This is a genomic window from Hymenobacter psoromatis (genome assembly GCF_020012125.1).
GTDB lineage: Bacteria > Bacteroidota > Bacteroidia > Cytophagales > Hymenobacteraceae > Hymenobacter > Hymenobacter psoromatis.
Genome location: NZ_JAIFAG010000001.1, coordinates 4,289,772 through 4,309,528, shown reverse-complemented (window position 1 = coordinate 4,309,528; position 19,757 = coordinate 4,289,772). Strand labels below are relative to the sequence as shown.

Sequence of the window (19,757 nt, the reverse complement as noted above, 5' to 3'; positions counted from 1 at the left end):
CATCTAAGTGGCTGCTACTAACTGAGCGAGAAACGAGGCTCGAACTCGCGACCCTCAGCTTGGGAAGCTGATGCTCTACCAACTGAGCTACTCTCGCGGGGGTTTTGGTGGGGCAAAGGTAGGGCGGGCCGGCCAAACGGCAAGGCGCGGAACATCGGGCCGCCGCCCGTAGTTTAGAGGTTAGCTATGGCTCACCGTCCTACTTCCCGCCGCCTTCTTTCGCCTGCTTCGCGCCGGGTGGTGGCGGCTTTGCTCATCGCAGCGGGCATCTTGCTGGTTATCGCGGAGTTGCTGCGGGTGTACGTACTGGTGGTAGACTGGCGCACGCTGGGCGTGCTGGGGGCCGGGCCGCTGGCGGGTGTACTGCTGGGGCTGGGCGCGGGCCTGCTCACGAGCTACGCCGGCTGGCGCGTGGGCCGCGCCGGCTGAAGCTGACCGAGCTAACCGAGGGGGGTAGGTGGCGCGAATGGCCGGGCCGGCCCACCTTTGCGGGCACATGTCGTTTCCGCTCCGCATTTCCGTGGCCAAGGCCAACCTGGCCACCGCTACCCGCCTGGCCGCGCTGGGCCGCCAGACGTTCACCGAAACGTTTGCCGCCACCAACACTCCCGAAAACCTGGCCGCCTACCTGGCCCAAGCCTACGGCCCCGAGCTGCAGCTGGCCCAGCTGCAAGACCCCGCCACCACCTGCCTGCTGGCCGAGATGCAGGGCCAGACCGTTGGCTACGCCCTGCTCACCGAGAATTCGACCCTGGGCCTACCCCCCGACAAAGCCGGCATTAAGCAGCTGGAAATCAAGCAGCTCTACGTGCTGGAAGACTGGATTGGCACTGGCCTGGGCAAAGCGCTCATGCGCCGGGTGCTGGAAGTGGCTCCGGCCAGCGCCTGCACCGCCGTGGTGCTGGGCGTGTGGGAGCACAACGAGCGGGCCAAGGCATTTTACCAGCGGTTCGGGTTTCGGGAGGTGGGCGAAATCGCCTTCCGAATGGGCGACGACGTGCAGCGCGACCTCATCTACCGCAAGGGCTTAGCGGGGCGCGTTAGTTAAGTTAAAATCGGTTGTCATGGCGAGCGCAGCGCGGCAATGACAACCGATTTTAACTCTCAACTCTTTTCAAAACCTATGGCGCAGATGCAGTTTTTGGCTGAAAGCCGCCGGCCAGCCCCCCGGCGCGGCTGGCTACTGGGCCTAGTGCTGCTAGCCGGCCTAGCCGAGTGCCAACCGCGCTCGGGCCCGGCCGAGGGTACCGCCCTACCCCTCCCTACCGGGCATTACGCGGGTGGCCTGCAAGTGCCCGGCCGGCCCGAGCTGCGCGCTACTCTGGAGCTGCGCCACCCCCGGCCCGGCCACTACGAGGCTGAGCTGCTGCTACCCCGGCAGCCAGCCCTGAGTTTCGTGGCCGATACGCTTACCTTTCAGCACGATACGCTGCGGCTGGCGCGCCCCGGCCGCGCCGGCCAAATCCTGACGCTGGGCCGCCAGGGCGATTTCTGGCGCGGTACGCTGGGGCTCGACTCGGTGCGCTACCCGCTGCTGCTGGTGCGGCGCGGGCCGCCCGCGCCGGCCGCCTACCGGGTGCGGCGCGATGGGCTAGCCGGCACGGGCGGCCCGGTACTGCTCTTTAGCCCCGCCGACGAAAGCCGGCCCGGCCCGGCGCTGGCCCTGCTTCCTAACCCCCTTCCCACCGCCAATGGCCCAGCCTGGGCCGACGCGCTGGCTCGCCAGGGCTTCATGGTGCTGCTCCTACCCCCCGCCGACACCCTGAACGCCCTGGCCCTGCGCCACGCGCTGGCCTTGTTGCGCCGCACAGCGGGCGTCGATACGGCGCGGATAGGGGCCTGGCTGACGGGAACGCGAGCCGCCGGACTGCCGCCGCAGGCCGGGCGGCTCACTTTCGTGGTGGCCCAAAATATCCCTACCCCCCCGCTGGCGGCGCGCCGCGCCTGGCGCGCGCTGGCCCAACAGGGCCGGCTGCTGGCCGTGTATGACCAGGACCAGCCCAAAGCGCTGGCGGCCGCTATGCGGGCCGTGCTCGGCGCGCATAGCGTGCGGCGGGGAGCTGACTCGGTGCTGATTACGCAAGTAAGCAGCTGGCTTCGAGCGCATTGAGTAGCGCGGACTCTGTGAGGCCGCGTGTGGCTCCGTTATTTATGCTGCGCGCAGCGCCCTGACTGAATAGCTGCTAGCAAGCTCGCACGTGGTAATAGTGAATAACATCCTTACGCGCGGACTCGCAGAGTCCACGCTACACCAGCAGCAGGCCCTTTTCGCGCAGCAGTTGCCAGGCGGAGCTTTGCAGGAAGCTTTCCCAAGGGCCGGCGGCGGGCGGGAAGGTGGCGGCGGCTTCTTTGAGCAGAATCTTGGTGTCGTAGTCGGCGCTGAGGCGTAGTAGCAGCTCGTGCAGCCAGGGGCCGATGGCCTCGGTGGTTTTTACCTCAAAATCCTCGGCTTGCTCGTAGCAGGTGAGGATGGCGCGGGTCGTTTTTTTGTCTTTGGGAGAGTTACCACCGCTGGTTTTGAAACTCAGTTCGGGCGGATTGCCGAGCCAGAACAGGCGGCGGTTGGGCTGCGCAAAATCGGGCTTATCGGCCTCCGTAAGCGCCTGTTGGATGAGCTGGCGCGGCACCGTGGGGCGGGGCACTTTGAAATCAAACCAGAAGCTGAGCGGCTCGCGCAGGGCCACGCCGTGCATGTAGTTGTAGAGGCTTTTGGCCAGGCCGGGGCCGAAGGTTTCATGGTCGGCCCCCAGCGGGTCGTCGTGCCAGAGGTCGTTCCAGGCGAAGTTGCCCGGCTCGGGGCCGGTGGCGGCCACCTGGTACTTCGCGGGGTTTTTGCCCACCGGCGAGTGGGCCGTCATCGAGAAGCGGTGCCAGTAGCCGCTCTGCACAATGCCGGCCTCGAAAAGCTGCCGCACAACCTCCAGGGAATCAACGGTTTCCTGGGTAGTTTGAGTGGGGAAGCCGTACATGAGGTAAGCGTGCACCAGCACCCCGGCCTGGGTGAAGCCCCGCGTGACGCGCGCCACCTGCGCAATGGTCACGCCCTTCTCCATGAGGGCCAGCAGCCTATCCGAAGCCACTTCCAGCCCGCCGCTAATGGCGATGCAGCCCGCGGCGGCCAGCAGCCGGCACAAGTCGGGCGTGAAGGTCTTTTCAAACCGAATATTGCCCCACCAGCTGATGCTGACGCGGCGCTTCAGTAACTCCACGGCCAGGTCGCGCAGGGCCAGCGGCGGGGCGGCCTCGTCCACGAAGTGAAAGCCGGTCTGGCCGGTCTGAGCCACAATTTGCTCGATTCGGTCTACCAACAGCTCGGCGGGCGCGGCCTCGTAGCGGCCGATGTAATCCAGGGTGACATCGCAGAACGAGCAGCGCTTCCAGTAGCAGCCGTGGGCCACGGTGAGCTTGTTCCAGCGGCCGTCGCTCCAGAGGCGGTGCATGGGGTTCAACACCTCGATAACCGACAGATAATCAGTTAACTTAAGGTCTGAATAATCGGGCGTACCCACCTCGGGGTGCGGAATGTCAGGGTGCGGGTAGTTGAGGTACTCGACCTGCCCGGCTTCGTTGCGCAGGAAGGTACGTTGAAGCTGGCTTTTATCAACTAAAAGGCCGTCATGCTGAGCTTGTCGAAGCATCTCTACCGCTTCATCCGCGTCATTGTGGTGGTGCGGACTAAGCGGTAGAGATGCTTCGACAAGCTCAGCATGACGTTCTGCAAGCTCAGTCTGACGTTCCTTTTGGCAGGTCAGCTGTTCCAGCAGCCGCAGCCACGGCCCCTCGCCATCATCGAGCGTGAGGTAGTCGATATAGTCGAAAAAGCGCGGCTCGTTCAGCGTGCGCAGCTCGGTGTTGGGGTAGCCGCCGCCCATCACGGTCACGGTGTGCGGGCTGGTTTGCTTAATGCGCTGCGCCAGGCGCAGGGCGGCGTAGAGGTTGCCGGGAAAAGGCACCGTGAAGCCCACCATATCGGGCTGCGCTTCGGCCATGAGCACGTCCAGCAATTCCAGCAGCATGGTATCCACCAGGTTGGGCGCGGCGTGCAGGGCGGCGTGCAGCGGCTCGAAGCTGGTGGCCGACATGGCCAGGCTTTCGGCGTAGCGCGAGAGGCCAAACTGCGGACCCACGGTTTCCTTCACCAGGTCGGCGAGGTCCTCCACGTACAGCGTGGCCAGGTGGCGGGCCTGGTCGGTGAGGCCCATCGTGCCGAAGGCGGTTTCGAGGTCGGCCACGTTATCAAAGCGGCTGGCTTCGGGCAAAAAGCGGCCGTGGCAGATGCGCGGGGCCAGCGTGAGGTCTTTGTTTTGCAAAAACCGGATGGCCGGCCCGATGGTGGCCTCGTAGCGGCGGCGCAGGCGCAGCATCCGCTGGGCATTGTCGCTCAAGCGGTAAGCGCCGGCTTCAATCTCATCGAATACCCGCGTTAGCCCTTCTTTCGAGAATAATCTGAGCACCAGCTCAATACTCAGGTCGGCCTGGCGCACCTCGTAGCCCCTACCCCCCAAAAAGCCCTTGATGTAGGCCGTGGCCGGGTAGGGCGTGTTGAGCTGCGTGAGCGGCGGCGTGAGGAGCAGGATGCGGGGCGAAGGACGAGGCACGGGACTACAAACCTACGCGGGGGGTAGCGGGTTCGGCCGCGCCGCATTTTGGGGTTGCTAATTAGCTGCCATCAGCCGTTTCTTTGGGCGGCTCATTAACCAGCTCTTCATGCTTTTCTTCTTCGGCATCGGCACCACCACCATCAGTACGCAACGCCTGGAAGGGCTGGCGTGCCACTACTGCGGCACGCTGGGCGCGCTGCTGCTCACCATCTACTCGCGGTATTTACACCTCTTCTGGATTCCAGTTATCCCCCTCGGCAAGCAGAGCCTGACCCAGTGCACGCACTGCCAGCAGCAACTGCGCGAGGGCCAGATGCCCCCGGCCTACCGCCAGGCCGCCGACCAGCAAAAGCAGCGCGCCCGGCTACCCATCTCCAACTATCTGGTGCTGGCCATCATGGGCGGGCTGCTGGCAGTAGTCGCGGTGATAGGCGCCTTCAGCGACCCCGTTATCAAGGCTCCCACAGCGCAGTCGGGCGCGGTAGTTGGGGCCAGCTCGCAGGAGGAGAAGGAGGAAGAATCCGCGCCGGCCGCCAGCGAGGAGAAGGACGATACCAGCCAAAATGCCGCCCGGCTGGCCGCGCCGCAACCCGATGACCAGTACGTGGTGCGCTACGCCAACGGCACGCGCCTGGGCCTGCGCGTGGTGCGCGTGACCCTCGACAGCCTCTATCTCAAAGGCAGCAGCTACCAGCTAGCCAGCGCCGCCGAAGCCCTCGCCCGGCCCGATTCGCTGCGGAAGCACGAGCTACCAGAAACCAACCCCATGCTCCGCACCGACCTGCAAAAAATGAGCGAAGCGGGCATCCTGACTATCGTGCGTCGCTAGGGGGGTAGGGATTGAAGCAGCCCGATGCGCCGCACAAAGCCCTACCCCCCCTACTTCCTAAGCCCCTAATCCAGCGTCTGCTCGCCGCCATTCACGAACAATATCTGGCCGCTGACCTAGCTCGACACCGGGGCCGCGAAGTAGCGCACCGCGCCGGTAGTGCAGCGCGGGCAAAGGGAGTGAGCATGGCTGACAATGGCCTAAAATTGAGTAGGTAGCTGACGCTGAGCTGAAAAGCCATCAGCCAAAACCCTAAAAATACACGGCGTGAAACACGGCCAGCGAGGCGCGGCGGCCCACGTTCAGCAGCAGCGTATCGCCTTGCAGGGTGTAGTTGTCGGCTTGGTTGAGCACTGCCAGCAAGGCGGTCTCCTGATTGGGGCCGGGGCACGCCTTGAGGGTAGTGAGCAGGTTGGTGAAGCGCAGGCGCAGCTGGTCGGCGCGCAGCTCGTAGCTGCCATTCAGCACGTTGCAGCCGCCGAAGCCCGCCACGCGGCTGCTGTCTTTGAGCATAAAATACGCCTCGCGCTCCTGGCCGGGGGCCATCGTCACGGGCTGGCCTACCAGCGTCACCAGCTTCCAGTACTTGTTGGTGATGCCTTCGGCGCGCGGGACCAGGGCGGCGGCGGGGGCTTGGTGGGTGGCTTCGCAGCCCGCCAGCAAGGCGGGCGCGAGCAACAGGGCCAGCAGGGTTTTTTTCATAGTCAGAAAGCCAAGAAACTGATTATCAACTACCCCGATACGTGGAGTAGCCGAAGGCCGACAGCGTAATCGGCACGTGGTAGTGCGCCCCATCGGTGAGCTCAAACACCACTTCAATGAAGGGGTAGAAGGAAGTTTGCTGCTGCGCCGCGAAGTAGGGCTTGGTCAGAAAGGTGAGCCGGTAGGTACCGGTAGCAGGCGTCTTTTGGCCGGCGGTGGGCAGGAAGTCACCGATGCGGCCGGCGGCATCAGTTTGCTTTTCGGCCACCGCGGCCCAGGTCTTTTTGGTGGCGTCATACTTTTCGAGGCGCACCGTGACGCCCGGCGCGGGCAAGCCGCGGCCGATGTCGAGGATGTGGGTGCTGAGCTGGTAGGCGGGCGGCGTTTGCTGCGCCAGGCCCAAGAACGGCAACAGGCTCAGGAGCGCGATAAACAGGGTTTTCATGCGAAAAAAATACAGAAGAAAAATAAATTAAGGCGTAGTAATGCCGGCTTCGGGCAGGGAAGCCGCGCGGCCGATGAGGTCGTCGTTTTCGGCCCCGCCGCCGCCGGCCACGCCCACCGCCCCAATCACCTGGCCCTGGTAACGCAGCGGCACGCCACCGCCCAGCAGCAGCAATTCGGGCAGGTTGGCCAGGTTCTGGGTGTCGGGGTTGGCGCGGGCGTTGCGGCCCAGCAGCAGGGTCGGCGTTTTGGTAGAGAGGGCGGTGTAGGCTTTGCGGCGGGCGGCCTCGGTGTTGTGCGGCCCTACCCCGTCGCCCTGCGTCAGCAGGATGGTTTGCCCGCTGGCATCGACCACCGCCACCGATACCTGCTGGTTGATAGTGGCCGCTTTGGCGCGGGCGCGGGCGGCCAGCTCCAGGGCAGCGGCCAGCGTGAGGCGGGCAGTAGGAACCAGGTAGGCGGCCGGGGCCGCTGGCCGGGTAGCCTGCGCCGCCGCCGTGCCCGACAGCAGGCACGCGCCCAGCAGGCATAAAATAAACTTTTTCACTAACTATGCTTTGATGAAAATTAGATGAAGCGCAGGTATACGTGCGCTTGGACGCAACGTATGGAATTGCCGAAGCATCTAGTTGATTTCCAAAGGTAAATTTTTGCTGGCCAGCTTATTCGCTGCTGTTGCGTTAGCGATACCGGGCTGAGCGAGCGATGCTATGCGCGGCGCTCGCTCAGCCCGGCCGCCAGAGCAAGGGGCCCCGTCAGGCCATCCGAGCGCCCAATTACGCTGGCTTGCTAAAAGGCCGAACTGGTGAGATGCGCATTAGGGAGGGGGGTAGGGAGCACGGGAAAAAGCGAGGGGTAAGAAAACGTAAAGGCCCAACGGCCAGAAGCCGCCGGGCCAGTCGGCTACGGGGGGGTAGGGCGCGGGCTGGAAGCCCGTATCATGCACGCGCTTGTATATCAGCGCTTTGAATCCGTCTACATTCTTGATTTTCTGGGCTTTCGGGCTTTACCAGAACTGCCTGGCATCAACGCGTCGAAGCGGGTGCTGAGGCCGTGAATCAGGTCGTGCACGTGGTTGGGCTGGCCTTTGGTTTCGCCGATGTGCTGCTCGGCCTGTTCACCAGGAGTTGGCATGAGTGAAAAATAAATAATACGAATATATAATTATTTTTTAAGAGCTAATTAATAGCCGGCGTGGCCCGCACTAGGTGCAGGTCCTGGGCCCAGTGCTGGATTTCGGGCGCGTGGCGGCGCACGTAGACGCTCAGCTTCCCGGCCTGCTGCCCGGCAAAGTAGAAGTCGGCCAGCGCGTAGAAGCACAGCTTGTATTCGGTCAGCAGCGGGGCGCGCTCGGCGGCGGGCGTGCCCAGGTTGCTGACGCAGCCGCGCAGCCGCGTGAGGGCGGTGAGCAGGGTATTTTCGGCGGCTTCGGCTTCGCCCAGGCGAGCCAGGGCGGCGCTCTGGCCACGGCTGGCGGCGGCGTAGTGACGCACCAGCAGGGCAGCCGGCGGCGTGAGGGGCCGGCCGGGGCTGGCCATCAGGCTTAGGCCCGTGACCACGGCCGCGTACTGGCCCGTCGCCTGCTGGTATTGGCCGTGAGAAAGGGCGGCTTCGGCCTGGCCCAGGCAAACTTGGCTTTCGTGGTAGCTCATGGGAGTAGACATTAGAAGTGAGTAGGGTGCGGGGCTTGCCCCCGCCCGGCGTTGAACGATTGGCGCTGGATTCGTTCAACGCCGGGCGGGGGCAAGCCCCGCACCCTACCGAATTAAAACGGCACCACCACCTTCACGCTCAGGTTGCGGCCGGGGCTATAAATGCCCAGCCGGCCGTTGGGCGAGGCGCGGTAGTATTCGAAGTATTTGAGGCGGTTGAGGTGGGCCTGGTAGGCCACGTTGAAAATATTGTCGCCCTGCAACACGAGTTGCACGGCCTCGCGGCCACCCTTGGTGCGCAGACTGGTGCCTACCCCCACGCCCGTGAGCACGTAGCCGGGGGTGCGGGTTTCGGCGCCGTCCACGGCGTAAAAGCGGTTTTGGGTGGCCGTGGCATCCAGCGTAAAGCGCAGGTAGCTGGCCGTGAAGGGTGTGCCGGCCCGCTCGGGCGCGGTGAAGCGTATTTCGGAGCGCGACGACGGGGCCGGAATCAGGGGCAGGTAGCGGCCGGCATTACCTACCCGCGCTCGTAGCTCGGGGTTTTGGTTGAGGCCGATGACCAGGGCCGCGCCGGTGCGCAGGCTCACCCAAGGCAGGGCCGTGGGGTGAATATTGAAGGCCACCTCGCCACCATAGAGGTCGGCCTGCGCCTGCTCAAACTGGTAGGTCGAGTTGCCCACCGGGTCGCGCAGGGGCTGGCCGTTGGCGTCATACTGCTTGGCCTGGTAGATAAAGTTGTTGACGTGGTTGTAGAACGCCTCCGCGCTGCCCTCAACGTCGGGCGACTTATACAGGATGCCAATATCCTCCTGCACGTTGAACTCGGGCACGAACGAGCGGTTGCCCAGGTAGATAATGTGCGCGCCGGGGTCGAGGCCGTTGGAGCCGATTTCGGGGATGTTCGGGGCGCGGTAGCCGCGGGAAATGTTGGCCCGCAATACTAGTTTTTCGCCCAGGGCATAGCTCCCCCCCAGGCTGGCTGACAAGCCATTGTAGGTGCGTTGAAAGGCTGCAAACTGCAAGCTGGCATCGGGCGCGCCCGGCCCGGCGGGCTGGTCGAAGCCGGTCGCCGAATTGGGCGCAATGTAGTAGTCGCCCCAGTGCACGTGGCGGGTGTCGTAGCGCAGGCCGCCGGTCAGCTCCAGCGCGCCGAAGGCCTTTTTCACCAGCCCGAAGCCGCCCAAATCGAACAGCTTAAAGGGCGGAATGGGAAAGTCGGTGGCGTTGAGGTGGCGGTTGTCCTGGCCCATGCCGTTGGCCCCTACCGTAAACTCGTAGCCGTGCACGGCATCGAAAAGGTAGCGCGCCTGGTAATTAACGGTCGTCAATTGCAGGTCGAGGCCCGGCTGGTCGGCATTGGTGGGATGGTCAAATTCCTGGCGGTGGTTTTGCTGCACGCCCAGCAGCGCCCGCAGCTCGCCCGGCCCGAAGCGCGCCTCCGTGGTGCCAAACGCCCGGTAGTGCCGGATGCGCTGGCTCAGGTCGCTGATGCCGTAGCTTTTCAGCTCGTGCTCGCTCACAATGGGGCGGTCCTTAATAGCGTCTTTATCCGCCTCAAACACCTGGCGAGTAAAGCGCCGGCTCAGCGAGTCGCGGCTGCCATCCGGGATTCCCTGGCGGTCATCGAAGGTGGTCAGCCACAGGTGCGCGCCGCCCCACTGCTTCTGCACGCCCACCATGCCGGTCAGCTGCAGCTCCCGGAAGCCCGTGTTGTACACCAGCCCGTCCACGGGGTTGCTGTAGTTATGGGCCTGGCGGCGGCTGGCGCGCACCAGCGTTTGGAAGCCGTTTTTCTGGTAGCTGAAAGCCAGCGAGTTACCAATCATGCCATTCACGCCCTGGTATTCGGCCAGCGCCTCGCCGTGCACCTCGCCTTCGGGCCCGCGGGGCAGGCCCGGAATCAGGTTTACTACCCCCGCCACGGCATCGGAGCCGTAGAGCAGGCTGGCCGGGCCTTTCACCACTTCCACGCGGTCCACGATGTAGCCGTCTACCTCAATGCCGTGCTCATCGCCCCACTGCTGGCCTTCCTGGCGCAGGCCGTTGAACATGGTCAGCACCCGGTTGTAGCCCAGCCCCCGAATGAAGGGCTTGCTGATATTGGGCCCCGTGGTCACGGCGCTCAGGCCCGGAATGCCCCGCACCGCCGCGTCAATGGCATTGGAGTTGGCGTTGAGGCGAATTTCCTTTTGCGACATGGCCGAGATGGGCACCGGCGAGCGCCGGATTTCGGTGGCCCGGCCCACGCCGGTCACCACCACTTCGGCCAAAGCTTTTCCTTCGGATGCGAGCCTGATAACTAACGACTTATCAGTTGGTAGCGTGACCGTGGGGGTAGCCGTGGCGTAGCCTACGGCGCTCACTTGCAGTTTTTGGGGGCCGGCTGGCAGGTTGGGCAGCGTGAAGCGCCCGTTTTCATCGGCCGTGGCACCTTGGGTCAGGGCCGGTACGGCTACGCTGGCAAAGGGCACCGGCCGCCCTTGGGAGTCCAGCACCAGCCCGCGCAAAGGCGTCTGGGCACGGACTAAAAACGGGATAAAGAACAGAAAGAGAAGAAGTTGTTTCATCTGATTAATCAATTAAAAAAGGCATGGCAAAGCCGGCAACGGCTGAAGAGCCGCTTGAAAAAAGAATCCGGGTTGGAAGGAAAGTGAGGGGTAGGGGCTACCCGCAACCGGCACCAGGGGGTAGGGCCGGTCAGCTCCGGCCCAGCCGGGCCACGAGGGTCAACTAAATGCGTAAGCTTTTATGCCATAAGTAGTTGTAGGCTACCTAATCAGGTTGGGCAGGGCAACACTGTTCCCGTCCCTGCATCCGATTGGGTTGCAGCGGCCGTAAAGCAGGAAAAAGGTGGTAATCAGCAGCCTAACCGAAGGGACTGCGCGGCCGGCTATTCATTGCCGGCAAACGTCTGATAAAGCAGAAAACCGTTCAATACCAAGATGATACCGGCCACTACCCAGGCCGTGATGCGCAGCCAGGGCCGGTTCACGAACACGCCCATCTTGAGCTTGTCATTCGTAAAAAGTACCAGCGGAATAACGGCAAACGAGAGCTGCAATGACAGGATAACCTGGCTAAGCACCAGCAGCTGGCCGGTGCCTTTTTCGCCGTAGTAGAGCGCCACGATAAAGGCTGGCACCACGGCCAGCAGCCGCGTGACCAGCCGCCGCAGCCAGGGCCGCAGCTTGATGTGCAGAAAACCCTCCATCACCACCTGCCCGGCCAGCGTGCCGGTGAGCGTCGAGCTTTGGCCCGAGGCTAGCAGCGCAATGGCAAACACTACGCTGGCCGCGCTCGCGCCGAGCACCGGTGTCAGCAGTTTGTGGGCGTCGGCAATGTCGGCTACGTCGTCGTAGCCTTTGCCGTGGAAGGCGGCGGCGGCTGTGACGAGGATGGCCGCGTTCACGAAAAACGCCAGTGCCAGCGCCGTAGTCGAGTCGATAGTGGCAAACTTGATGGCCGAGCGCTTGCCCGTTTCGGTGGGCTCAATCTGGCGCACCTGCACGATGGCCGAATGCAGGTACAGGTTATGCGGCATCACGGTAGCGCCCAGAATGCCGATGGCCACGTAGAGCATGGCCGGGTTGCTGACTATCTGTGGCTGCGGCACCAGCCCGCCGGCCAGTCCCAGCCAGTCGGGGTGCGAGGCGATAATCTCGTAGAGAAAACAAACGAAGATGGTGAAAATCAGCGCCATCACGATGCTCTCAATCACCCGGAAGCCCTTGCTTTGCAGCACCAGTATCAGCAGCACATCCAGGGTGGTGAGGGCGATGCCCCAGGTAATGGGCAGCCCAAAGAGCAGGTTAAAGGCAATGGCCGAGCCGATGACTTCGGCCAGGTCGCAGGCGGCAATGGCAATTTCGCAGAGCACCCACAGCACCATGGCCACGGGCTTGGAGTAGTGGTCGCGGCAGGCCTGGGCCAGGTCGCGGCCGGTTACTACCCCCAGCTTCACGGCCAAGTGCTGCAAGAGCATGGCAAACAGATTACTAAGCAGCACTACGCTCAGCAGCGTGTAGCCAAACCTGGCCCCGCCCGCAATGTCGGTGGCCCAATTGCCGGGGTCCATGTAGCCCACCGATACCAGCAGCCCCGGCCCCCAGTAGGCCCGAAATTTTTGCCAGAAAGAAGCGCCTTCTCCCGGCACCGTGATGCTGCCGTGCACCTCGCTCAGCGAGATGCCGCGGCGGGGGTGGCGCCAGCCCGGCTCGGGCACAGCAGACACAGCATCAGCAACGGGGGTAGCAACGATTGGGGACACGGAATGAGGAGGTAGCGGCTGCAAAGGTAGTATATTTTTTAGACTAACCTAAAAATAATTTTAAAGCTGTCTAAATACTCCTTTTTGCCCGAAAAAGTTGCGGGCTTATAGGGTGGGATTTAGCCGGCCGGCGTTGGTAGCCGGCCGGCTAAATCCCACCCTATAAGCCCATCGGGCCGCCGTGCCGACCTTTGCGCGCCCAACCTGCCTTTTATGTCCGCTTCGCCTGGCCTCAAGCGCCGCCTGGGTCTGCTCTCGCTGGTCGTGAGCATCGTCTTGGTGCTCACTAAGTTCTACGCCTACCGCCTCACCTTATCCCAGGTAGTGCTCACGGATGCGCTGGAGAGCATTATCAATGTGTTTACCAGCGGTTTTGCGCTCTACAGCCTCTACCTGGCTGACCTGCCCAAGGACGAAAACCACCCCTACGGCCACGGCAAAATCGAGTATTTGTCGGTGGGCTTCGAGGGCGCGCTGATTTTTATCGCCGGCATATTTATCCTGTACAGCGCCACGCTAAGCTTTCTGCACCCGCACCCGGTGGCGCGGCCCGACTGGGGCGTGGCGCTACTGGCGGGCACGGCGGTGGTCAATTTTGGGCTGGGCATGTGGCTGGTGCGGGCCGGGCGGCGGGTGCAGTCGGTGGCGCTGGCGGGCGATGGCCAGCACCTCTACCTCGACGCGCTCACGAGCATCGTGTCGTCGGCGGCGCTGGTGCTGGTGCAGCTCACGGGCATCATCCGCTTCGACGCGGGCGCGGCGCTGGCGCTGGGCGCTTTTATCTTATTCAATGGCTACCAGCTGGTCCGAAGCTCCGTATCGGGCCTCATGGATGAGAGCGACCTCTCGACCGTGGCCGAGGTAATCGCCGAATTGCAGCGCCTGCGCCGACCCTGCTGGATAGATGTGCACAACCTGCGCGTGCAGCGCTACGGCGCTAATCTGCACATCGACTGCCACATGCAGATGCCCTATTACCTCTCGCTGGAAAAAGTCCACACCGAAATCCACGAAGTAGAAGAGCTGATTCGGGCGCGTTTCGCGGCCGTGGAAATTGAAATGTTCGTGCACGCCGACCCGTGCTCCTTCGCCGCTTGCTCCTTGTGCCACATGCCCGACTGCCCCGTGCGCCGCCACGCTTTCGAGCGCGAAATCGAGTGGGATATCCACAACGCCGTGAAAGACGAGCGGCACCATTTGGCGAAATAGTGAGGTGGTGAGCAATGAGTAAAAAGAACGTCATGCTGAGCTTGTCGAAGCATGACGTTCTTTTTACTCATTGCTCACCACCTCACTATTTCGCCGGGCTGGTCCACTTGCTGTCCTTCAGGCGGAAGCGCCAGGGGAGGGCCACGGCTTTCGCTCCAGCGTAGTCGAGGCCCACGCGGGAGCTGGCAATAATATTCCCCTCTTCCACAACTTCGCCCGCGTCTTCTAGCCAGATGCGGGGGCCGGTGAGCAGTTCGCCGTTGAGGGCGGGCGTGAGGCCCAACGCCTGGCTGAGCACGCCGGGGCCGGCGGTGAGGTTGTGGGCCAGCTTGGGCAGGCCGCGGCGGCGCAGCATAACGTTCTGGCCCTCCAGCGGCTCGATGGCGCGGATAAGCACCGCGTCGGGGTGCTCCGCGTCGTGGGTAGTGATATTGAAAAGCGTGTGGACCCGGTACACGGTGTAGAGATAGGCGTGGCCGCCGGGCTGGTACAGGGCCTGCGCCTGCCGGGCCTTGCGCTGCAAATGCAGCGTGATGCTGGGGTCGCCCTCGTGCCGGTAGGCTTCGGTTTCGACGATGCGGCCGGTAGTTAATTCATTATCAATACGCGTGCAAACGCGCTTACCCAGCAGCTCGCGGGCAATGGTGAGCACGTCGGGGCGCTGGTAGAATTCGGGGGGTAGGAAATTTGTCATGGCGAGCGTAACGAAGGGGAGCGCGGCCATCGCACCCGAACGAGTCGCCCAGGTATCGTTCGGGTGCGATGGCCACGCTCCCCTTCGTTACGCTCGCCATGACGAACGGTTCCCTACCCCCTACCTTTGCGCCCGCCACGGTGACCAGACTCCTACCCACGGAGCGAGGTTGAAAAGGGAATCCGGTTCAAAGCCGGAGCTGTCCCCGCAACTGTACGCGCTACATCGGGGTGGGCACCCCACGCCACTGCTGGTTTTGGTTATCCCTTGATAACCAGGCTGGTGGGAAGGCCGCCCACCCGGCAGCGCAAGCCAGGAGACCTGCCAGGGCATTCACAGGTTCAGCGCGCGCGGAGGACGCGCGGAGAACGAGCATCCCTACCCCACCCCGGCTTCGCGGCCGGGGGCAGGCGGGGGCGCTTGGCCTCAGCCCCGACGGGGGTTTCCGGTTTCGGCCGGGAATTTTGACGGGGTTTTGGACTGAATTTTCGCCAGAAAATTTAGTTCGTGTTGGTTTTCAAGTTTTTAGCACAATTCTTTTTTGACCTTTCGGGCCGGGGGCGCGGCTGTGCCCTGGCGGCGCTGCTGGCCGCCGGCCCCGCCGCGCACGCCCAAACCACGCCCGGCCGCCCTACCCCCCCCGCCCGGCCCGATACGCTCACGACCCGCGCCCACCGGCTGCCCGAGGCGCGGGTGCGCGCCGTGCGGCCCAGCCGCTTCGCGGTGGGCACCACGCGGTGGACCGTGGACTCGCTGGCCCTCAGCCAGTACCGCAGCGGCACCGTGGCCGACGTGCTGCAAGCCCGCACGCCGGCCTACATCAAAAACTACGGGCCGGGGCAGCTGGCGTCCATCAGCCTGCGGGGCACGGCGGCGCGCCACACGGCCGTGCTCTGGAATGGCTTCAATATCAACCTGCCCACGCTGGGCGAGGCTGATTTTAACTTACTGCCGCTGAATGGCTTGCGCGAGGTGGTGGTGCAGCCCGGCCCGGCCGCCGCGCTCTACGGCAACGGGGCCATCGGTGGCACGGTGCTGCTCGATACGCAGGCCGATTTTCACCCTACCCCCCTGCGCGCTACTGCCCAGGCCGATGCCGGGGCCTGGGGTCTGCGCGCCGGCAGCGCTACGGCCCAGGCGGCGGGCGGCCGGGCGGCGTTTCGGGCCGCCGCCAGCTACCGCCAAGCCGATAATAATTATCCCTACCTCAACCCCGAAATAACCGGCCTAGTACGCCGCTACGCCCAAAACGCCGCCCTGCTGCACCAGTGGAGCCTCAGCCAGGACCTGACCCTGCGCCTGGGCCCGGCCGGCGAGCTGACGGCCGGCACCTGGCTCACGGATGCGGACCGCGAGATTCAACTCGCGGCCGGCGCGGCCAACGACCACGCCCGCGAGCGCGACCAGAGCCGCCGCCTGCTGCTGGGCTACCGCCAGGTATTACGCCACGGCGGCCAGTGGGCGGTGCGCGCCGCGTGGTTCGATGACGTGCTGAACTACGCTTCCGACCAGGTGGCGCGCAGCAACTCGGACGTGAAGACGAACCAGGTGCAGGCCGAGTACACGCGCCCGCTGGGCCAGCGCGGCACCCTGCGCCTGGGGGCCGAGGCGCAGCACTTTGCCGCCCTGGCCGATGGCTACGGCGGCACCATCAGCGAAAACCGCAGCGCGGCCTTCGCCCTGCTGCGCTTCGACCCGCGCCCTACCCTGCACCTCACGGCCAACCTGCGCCAGGCGCTGCTGCCGGCCGGCTTCGCGCCTTTAACTCCCACTTTAGGAGCCGAGTGGACGATTTTCTCCCAGGAAAAATTCAGCCCCGATTCTATCCCTCATTTACTCACTTCCTCCCCTACTCACTTACTGACCGCCAAAGCTAACCTAGCCCGCACCTACCGCGCCCCGACCCTGAACGAGCGCTATTACCGGCCCGGCGGCAACCCCAACCTACGGCCCGAAAACGGCTGGGGCGGCGAGGCCGGCCTCAGCTACCAGCGCCCGCTGAGCCGCGTGGCTACTCTCACCAGCGAGTTGACGGCTTACTCCCAAACCGTGAATGAGTGGGTGCAGTGGCTGCCCGACGCGCGCGGCATCTACAGCCCGCGCAACCTGCGCCAGGTACGCAGCCAGGGCCTCGAAGCGGCCGTGGGCCTGCGCGCCAGCCGGGGCCGCTACGCCGCGCACGGCCGCGCCAGCTACGCCTTCACCTCGACCCAGAAAACCCAGGGCGCGGCCGACGACCCCGACCCCACCGGCCGGCAGCTGGCCTTCGTGCCGCTGCACCAAGTGGCCCTGACCCTGGACCAGACGCTGGGGCCCTGGCAGCTGGGCACCACCCTGGGCCGCACCGGGCTGGTGTATGCCGACAACTCGGGCACGGGCTACCTGCCGGCTTTCTGGCCGCTGGCGGCCACGGCGGGCTATACGTTGCGCCGGGCGGGTGGGCCGCTGGCCTTCACGGTGCTGGTGCAGGGTAGCAACCTACTCAACCTCAGCTACTACACCTACTCGGCGCGGCCGGCCCCGCCGCGGGCGCTGCTGGCCAGCCTGCGCGTGGGCTGGCGGTGAGTTTTTGAGCGACTGGCTAGTAGCGAGGTCTTGAAAGCGGAACCTGGCTGCTAGCTTTTCTTCTGGAAGTCAGTCTATTACGTCTGAAATGAAACAGTCTATTGTTTGACAAACCCAATAATAAATCCTTTTACCCTTTCCTTTTTTAGATGAAAAACCCGTTCTCTGCTTACTTCCGCCCGGCGTTGGCGCTGGCTTTTAGCGGCTTGCTGCTGGCGAGCTGCGAATCGAAAAACAATAATGTGACCCCTACCCCCTCCGCTGGCCCCGGTACCAACGTGTACGTGACGAACGAGGGAGGCTATGGCAAGTCCACGGCTTCGGTGACGCTTTTTGATAAGACGGCAGCCAAGGTGTCGGCCCCCGATATTTTCCAGGCCGCCAACGCCCGGGCGCTGGGCGACGTGGCGCAGTCCATGACCATTTATAACAACTTTGGTTATATCGTCGTCAACAATAGCAACAAGGTGGAAGTGGTGACGCTGCCCGATTTCAAGTCGGTAGCCACCATCAACGGCCTAGTGCAGCCGCGCTACATGGTGACGGCCGGCACCAAGGGCTACGTGACCGAGTGGCTGAGCGCCACGGCCGGCCGGGTGTCTATTATTGACCTGACTACTAACACTATCACCGGTACCATCGCCACCGGCCTCAACCCCGAGAAGCCGCTGAATAACAACGGCATCCTCTACGTCCCCAACTCGAACGGGAACACGGTGACGGTGATTGACCCGAACCAGGGCAAGGCGACGGGCACCGTGACCGTGGCCGACGGCCCCGCCAGCCTGGTTGCCGACAAGAACGGCAGTGTGTGGGTGCTGTGCGGCGGCATCACGAAGTACGACCCCGTGACCTACGCCGTCATTTCGTCTACACCGGGCGCGCTTTTGCATTTCAATACCGGCTCGAACTCCGTGCAGTCCGCGCTGCCTTTTGCAGCGGGCGATTCGCCCAGTAAGCTGCGCGTCAGCACGACCGGCGACCAGCTGTACTACACGCTCGGCAATAGCGAGTACCAAGTGGATGTGACGGCCACGGCCCTGCCCGCTAAGCCGCTCATCCAGCGCAATTTCTCGAAGCTATCCGCCTTTTACGGCTTCGATATTGACCCCAAAGACAATACGCTCTACGTGCTGGATGCCTCGTTTTCGGCCGCTAGCCAGCTGATTCGCTACCGCGCCAACGGCACGGCCATCGACTCGTTCAGCACGGGCATTGGCTCGAATGGCGCGGCCTTTTATTAATCGCCGATTTTGCGGATGAAGCAGATTTCGCGGATTCGGGTGGTGCTCGATAGCCGCATTAGACTTTAGAAAAAGGCCCCTCTTTCCGCGTGGAAGAGGGGCCTTTCTACGTGTTGGTGGCGAATGCAAGCGCCAGCAAAAGCTGCGGTGTTAGTCCGCGATTCCGTCGTGGTTGGCATCCGAAGCTTTGTCGGTATTTTTATATATTTCCTTGCCAGTGCGCTGGTGGCTGGAGGTGCGCAACAGGCCAGCGGCCAGCGAGTCGCCATTGGCAGTGCCTTGCATGGTAGGCGCTTCGGCTTGCTTGAACGCGCCATCTTCCACGTTGACACTGCCGGGCTTGGTGCTAGTGCCGCAGGCGGCGAGAGACAGCGACAGGGTGGTGAGCAGCCCCAACAGGCGGTAGGTACGGGTCATGAAAAAAGGGAAATAGGGCCGCCCGGCTGGCAGCTAGTGAACGAAAGCGGGAAGGTAGGGCCCAATCGGGTACCCCACCCTTACTACCGTAAAAGCACGGTGCGGGTTGCTGCCCACCGAGCGGCAGTTGGGGCGAGGGCGGTAAATTTGCGCCTCATGGCCCGTCCTACCCCCCCGCCTTCGCCGCGCCGCACGCGCCTGCGCCGCCGCTTGGCCGCCTATCCCTGGCGGCGGGTGGGCGTGCTGGCCGCCGTTAGCTTTGTGCTGAGCAACCTTTTGATTATCTACCTGTTTGGCTTCAGAGACCGGTTTTTAGGCCGGCTTAGCGCCACCTTTTTTGTGGGGTTTTGCCTTTTATCCGTTACTTTTCTAGTCGTAATTCCGTTTATTGGCTGGGCTAGCCGGCAGTGGTTTGGGGCGGGCTGGGCGGGTAGCACGCCGCCTACCCCCCGCCGCCCGACCAGCCGGCCCGCACCCCCGCAGCGTTCTTCTACTTTATCTTAAATTTAGTCCGTGAAAACTACTCTGTTGCATATCAAGAATATGGTTTGCCCGCGTTGCGTCGAGGCGGTTCAGAATTTATTGGTAAAAGCCGGCTACGAGCCCACCAGCGTCACGCTGGGTACGGCCCAGCTGGCGGCCAATACGCCCGTTGACCCGCGGGTGGTAGCTCCGCTACTACGCGAGGCGGGCTTCGACGTGCTGCTCGACCGGGCCGAGCAGCTGACCGAGCAAATTAAGGGTGTGCTGCAAGAGTACCTGGAGCACCTGCGCACTGCGCCCGCGCCGCTCACCACCTCGGCCTTTCTGGCCGACCGCTTCGCCACTACCTACTCGCACCTGAGCAAGGTATTCTCGCGCACTGCCAACCTCACCATCGAGAAGTACCTCATTCGCATGAAGATAGAGCGCGTGAAGGAGCTGCTTAGCTACGGCGAAATGACGCTGGTGCAGATTGCCGACCAGCTGCGCTATTCCTCGGGCCAGCACCTGAGCAACCAGTTCCGGCAGGTGACGGGCCGCTCGGTGAGCGAGTTTCGCCGGATGCTCCAGCCCGACCGCTTGTCGCTGGACGCGCTGGGCTAAGTACTTGTCCCTGCGAGCATGTTGCGCAGCATGCTCGCAGGGAAAGC

General features: G+C 63.6%; 19 protein-coding genes, 1 tRNA gene and 1 riboswitch. Of the genes, 9 read left to right on the top strand and 11 right to left on the bottom strand.

From position 1 onward, the window contains the following. Positions 1-24 precede the first annotated feature (24 nt). Positions 25-97 (bottom strand) — tRNA-Gly (locus LC531_RS18610). An 89-nt stretch (positions 98-186) separates the two neighbouring features. On the opposite strand from LC531_RS18610, the gene LC531_RS18605 reads away from it, so the two are divergent. From LC531_RS18605 to LC531_RS18595, 3 genes are all read left to right on the top strand, one after another. Continuing rightward, positions 187-429, top strand: coding sequence for a hypothetical protein (locus LC531_RS18605; protein ID WP_223652964.1), 243 nt, complete (start codon positions 187-189; stop codon positions 427-429). Positions 430-496: 67 nt separating this feature from the next. Further along, positions 497-1,048 (top strand): GNAT family N-acetyltransferase, encoded by a 552-nt coding sequence (locus tag LC531_RS18600; protein ID WP_223652963.1) that lies wholly within the window; start codon positions 497-499, stop codon positions 1,046-1,048. Positions 1,049-1,123: 75 nt separating this feature from the next. Continuing rightward, the gene (locus LC531_RS18595; RefSeq protein WP_223652962.1) at positions 1,124-2,110 is read left to right on the top strand and encodes a hypothetical protein; all 987 of its coding nucleotides are present in this window, start codon (positions 1,124-1,126) and stop codon (positions 2,108-2,110) included. A 136-nt stretch (positions 2,111-2,246) separates the two neighbouring features. Here the strand turns inward: LC531_RS18595 and LC531_RS18590 are convergent, their stop codons facing one another. Next, the gene (locus LC531_RS18590) at positions 2,247-4,598 is read right to left on the bottom strand and encodes a B12-binding domain-containing radical SAM protein (protein ID WP_223652961.1); all 2,352 of its coding nucleotides are present in this window, start codon (positions 4,596-4,598) and stop codon (positions 2,247-2,249) included. A 109-nt stretch (positions 4,599-4,707) separates the two neighbouring features. On the opposite strand from LC531_RS18590, the gene LC531_RS18585 reads away from it, so the two are divergent. Then, complete coding sequence (locus LC531_RS18585; protein WP_223652960.1) at positions 4,708-5,430, top strand: zinc ribbon domain-containing protein; 723 nt, start codon at positions 4,708-4,710, stop codon at positions 5,428-5,430. 252 nt (positions 5,431-5,682) lie between these two features. On the opposite strand, the gene LC531_RS18580 is transcribed toward LC531_RS18585, so the two are convergent. The 7 genes from LC531_RS18580 to LC531_RS18550 all read right to left on the bottom strand — a co-directional run bounded on the left by LC531_RS18580 (position 5,683) and on the right by LC531_RS18550 (position 12,495). Beyond that, positions 5,683-6,132 carry an META domain-containing protein gene (locus LC531_RS18580; RefSeq protein WP_223652959.1) on the bottom strand — a complete coding sequence of 150 codons (450 nt, stop codon included), beginning with the start codon at positions 6,130-6,132 and terminating at the stop codon, positions 5,683-5,685. Positions 6,133-6,157: 25 nt separating this feature from the next. Beyond that, entirely contained in the window at positions 6,158-6,577 is a 420-nt protein-coding gene (gene uraH / locus LC531_RS18575) for a hydroxyisourate hydrolase (RefSeq protein ID WP_223652958.1), read from the bottom strand. Between the two features lie 27 nt (positions 6,578-6,604). Further along, entirely contained in the window at positions 6,605-7,123 is a 519-nt protein-coding gene (locus LC531_RS18570; protein WP_223652957.1) for a GlcG/HbpS family heme-binding protein, read from the bottom strand. Positions 7,124-7,551: 428 nt separating this feature from the next. After that, entirely contained in the window at positions 7,552-7,710 is a 159-nt protein-coding gene (locus tag LC531_RS18565) for a hypothetical protein (RefSeq protein ID WP_223652956.1), read from the bottom strand. A 44-nt stretch (positions 7,711-7,754) separates the two neighbouring features. Continuing rightward, positions 7,755-8,240, bottom strand: a complete 486-nt coding sequence (locus tag LC531_RS18560; RefSeq protein WP_223652953.1) for a hypothetical protein — start codon at positions 8,238-8,240, stop codon at positions 7,755-7,757. 101 nt (positions 8,241-8,341) lie between these two features. Continuing rightward, entirely contained in the window at positions 8,342-10,795 is a 2,454-nt protein-coding gene (locus tag LC531_RS18555) for a TonB-dependent receptor (RefSeq protein ID WP_223652951.1), read from the bottom strand. Between the two features lie 323 nt (positions 10,796-11,118). Next, a complete protein-coding gene (locus LC531_RS18550) occupies positions 11,119-12,495 on the bottom strand; it encodes an Nramp family divalent metal transporter (RefSeq protein ID WP_416138546.1) in 1,377 nt (458 codons plus the stop codon). Between the two features lie 213 nt (positions 12,496-12,708). Here LC531_RS18550 and LC531_RS18545 point away from each other — a divergent pair, with 213 nt between their 5' ends. After that, on the top strand, positions 12,709-13,704 hold the full coding sequence (locus LC531_RS18545; RefSeq protein ID WP_223652949.1) for a cation diffusion facilitator family transporter: 996 nt from the start codon (positions 12,709-12,711) through the stop codon (positions 13,702-13,704). Between the two features lie 85 nt (positions 13,705-13,789). Here LC531_RS18545 and LC531_RS18540 read toward each other — a convergent pair whose 3' ends face one another. Beyond that, on the bottom strand, positions 13,790-14,428 hold the full coding sequence (locus LC531_RS18540) for a DNA-3-methyladenine glycosylase (RefSeq protein ID WP_223652947.1): 639 nt from the start codon (positions 14,426-14,428) through the stop codon (positions 13,790-13,792). 91 nt (positions 14,429-14,519) lie between these two features. Beyond that, positions 14,520-14,741, top strand: a riboswitch (cobalamin riboswitch). Positions 14,742-14,905: 164 nt separating this feature from the next. On the opposite strand from LC531_RS18540, the gene LC531_RS18535 reads away from it, so the two are divergent. Then, a complete protein-coding gene (locus LC531_RS18535) occupies positions 14,906-16,963 on the top strand; it encodes a TonB-dependent receptor plug domain-containing protein (protein WP_223652945.1) in 2,058 nt (685 codons plus the stop codon). Between the two features lie 149 nt (positions 16,964-17,112). Further along, positions 17,113-18,207 (top strand): DUF5074 domain-containing protein, encoded by a 1,095-nt coding sequence (locus tag LC531_RS18530; protein ID WP_223652943.1) that lies wholly within the window; start codon positions 17,113-17,115, stop codon positions 18,205-18,207. Between the two features lie 150 nt (positions 18,208-18,357). Here LC531_RS18530 and LC531_RS18525 read toward each other — a convergent pair whose 3' ends face one another. Continuing rightward, the gene (locus tag LC531_RS18525; RefSeq protein WP_223652942.1) at positions 18,358-18,624 is read right to left on the bottom strand and encodes a hypothetical protein; all 267 of its coding nucleotides are present in this window, start codon (positions 18,622-18,624) and stop codon (positions 18,358-18,360) included. A 156-nt stretch (positions 18,625-18,780) separates the two neighbouring features. On the opposite strand from LC531_RS18525, the gene LC531_RS18520 reads away from it, so the two are divergent. Together LC531_RS18520 and LC531_RS18515 are read left to right on the top strand one after the other, a co-directional pair. Beyond that, a complete protein-coding gene (locus LC531_RS18520) occupies positions 18,781-19,128 on the top strand; it encodes a hypothetical protein (protein ID WP_223652941.1) in 348 nt (115 codons plus the stop codon). Between the two features lie 9 nt (positions 19,129-19,137). After that, positions 19,138-19,710: an AraC family transcriptional regulator gene (locus LC531_RS18515; RefSeq protein WP_223652940.1), complete on the top strand. Its 573-nt coding sequence runs from the start codon at positions 19,138-19,140 to the stop codon at positions 19,708-19,710. Positions 19,711-19,757: the final 47 nt, after the last annotated feature.

Coding starts and splice junctions, on each gene's coding strand:
- LC531_RS18605 (WP_223652964.1), top strand. CDS start 187: ATGGCTCACCGTCCTACTTCCCGCCGCCTTCTTTCGCCTGCTTCGCGC.
- LC531_RS18600 (WP_223652963.1), top strand. CDS start 497: ATGTCGTTTCCGCTCCGCATTTCCGTGGCCAAGGCCAACCTGGCCACC.
- LC531_RS18595 (WP_223652962.1), top strand. CDS start 1,124: ATGGCGCAGATGCAGTTTTTGGCTGAAAGCCGCCGGCCAGCCCCCCGG.
- LC531_RS18585 (WP_223652960.1), top strand. CDS start 4,708: ATGCTTTTCTTCTTCGGCATCGGCACCACCACCATCAGTACGCAACGC.
- LC531_RS18580 (WP_223652959.1), bottom strand. CDS start 6,132: ATGAAAAAAACCCTGCTGGCCCTGTTGCTCGCGCCCGCCTTGCTGGCG.
- uraH (WP_223652958.1), bottom strand. CDS start 6,577: ATGAAAACCCTGTTTATCGCGCTCCTGAGCCTGTTGCCGTTCTTGGGC.
- LC531_RS18565 (WP_223652956.1), bottom strand. CDS start 7,710: ATGCCAACTCCTGGTGAACAGGCCGAGCAGCACATCGGCGAAACCAAA.
- LC531_RS18560 (WP_223652953.1), bottom strand. CDS start 8,240: ATGTCTACTCCCATGAGCTACCACGAAAGCCAAGTTTGCCTGGGCCAG.
- LC531_RS18555 (WP_223652951.1), bottom strand. CDS start 10,795: ATGAAACAACTTCTTCTCTTTCTGTTCTTTATCCCGTTTTTAGTCCGT.
- LC531_RS18545 (WP_223652949.1), top strand. CDS start 12,709: ATGTCCGCTTCGCCTGGCCTCAAGCGCCGCCTGGGTCTGCTCTCGCTG.
- LC531_RS18540 (WP_223652947.1), bottom strand. CDS start 14,428: ATGGCCGCGCTCCCCTTCGTTACGCTCGCCATGACAAATTTCCTACCC.
- LC531_RS18530 (WP_223652943.1), top strand. CDS start 17,113: ATGAAAAACCCGTTCTCTGCTTACTTCCGCCCGGCGTTGGCGCTGGCT.
- LC531_RS18525 (WP_223652942.1), bottom strand. CDS start 18,624: ATGACCCGTACCTACCGCCTGTTGGGGCTGCTCACCACCCTGTCGCTG.
- LC531_RS18520 (WP_223652941.1), top strand. CDS start 18,781: ATGGCCCGTCCTACCCCCCCGCCTTCGCCGCGCCGCACGCGCCTGCGC.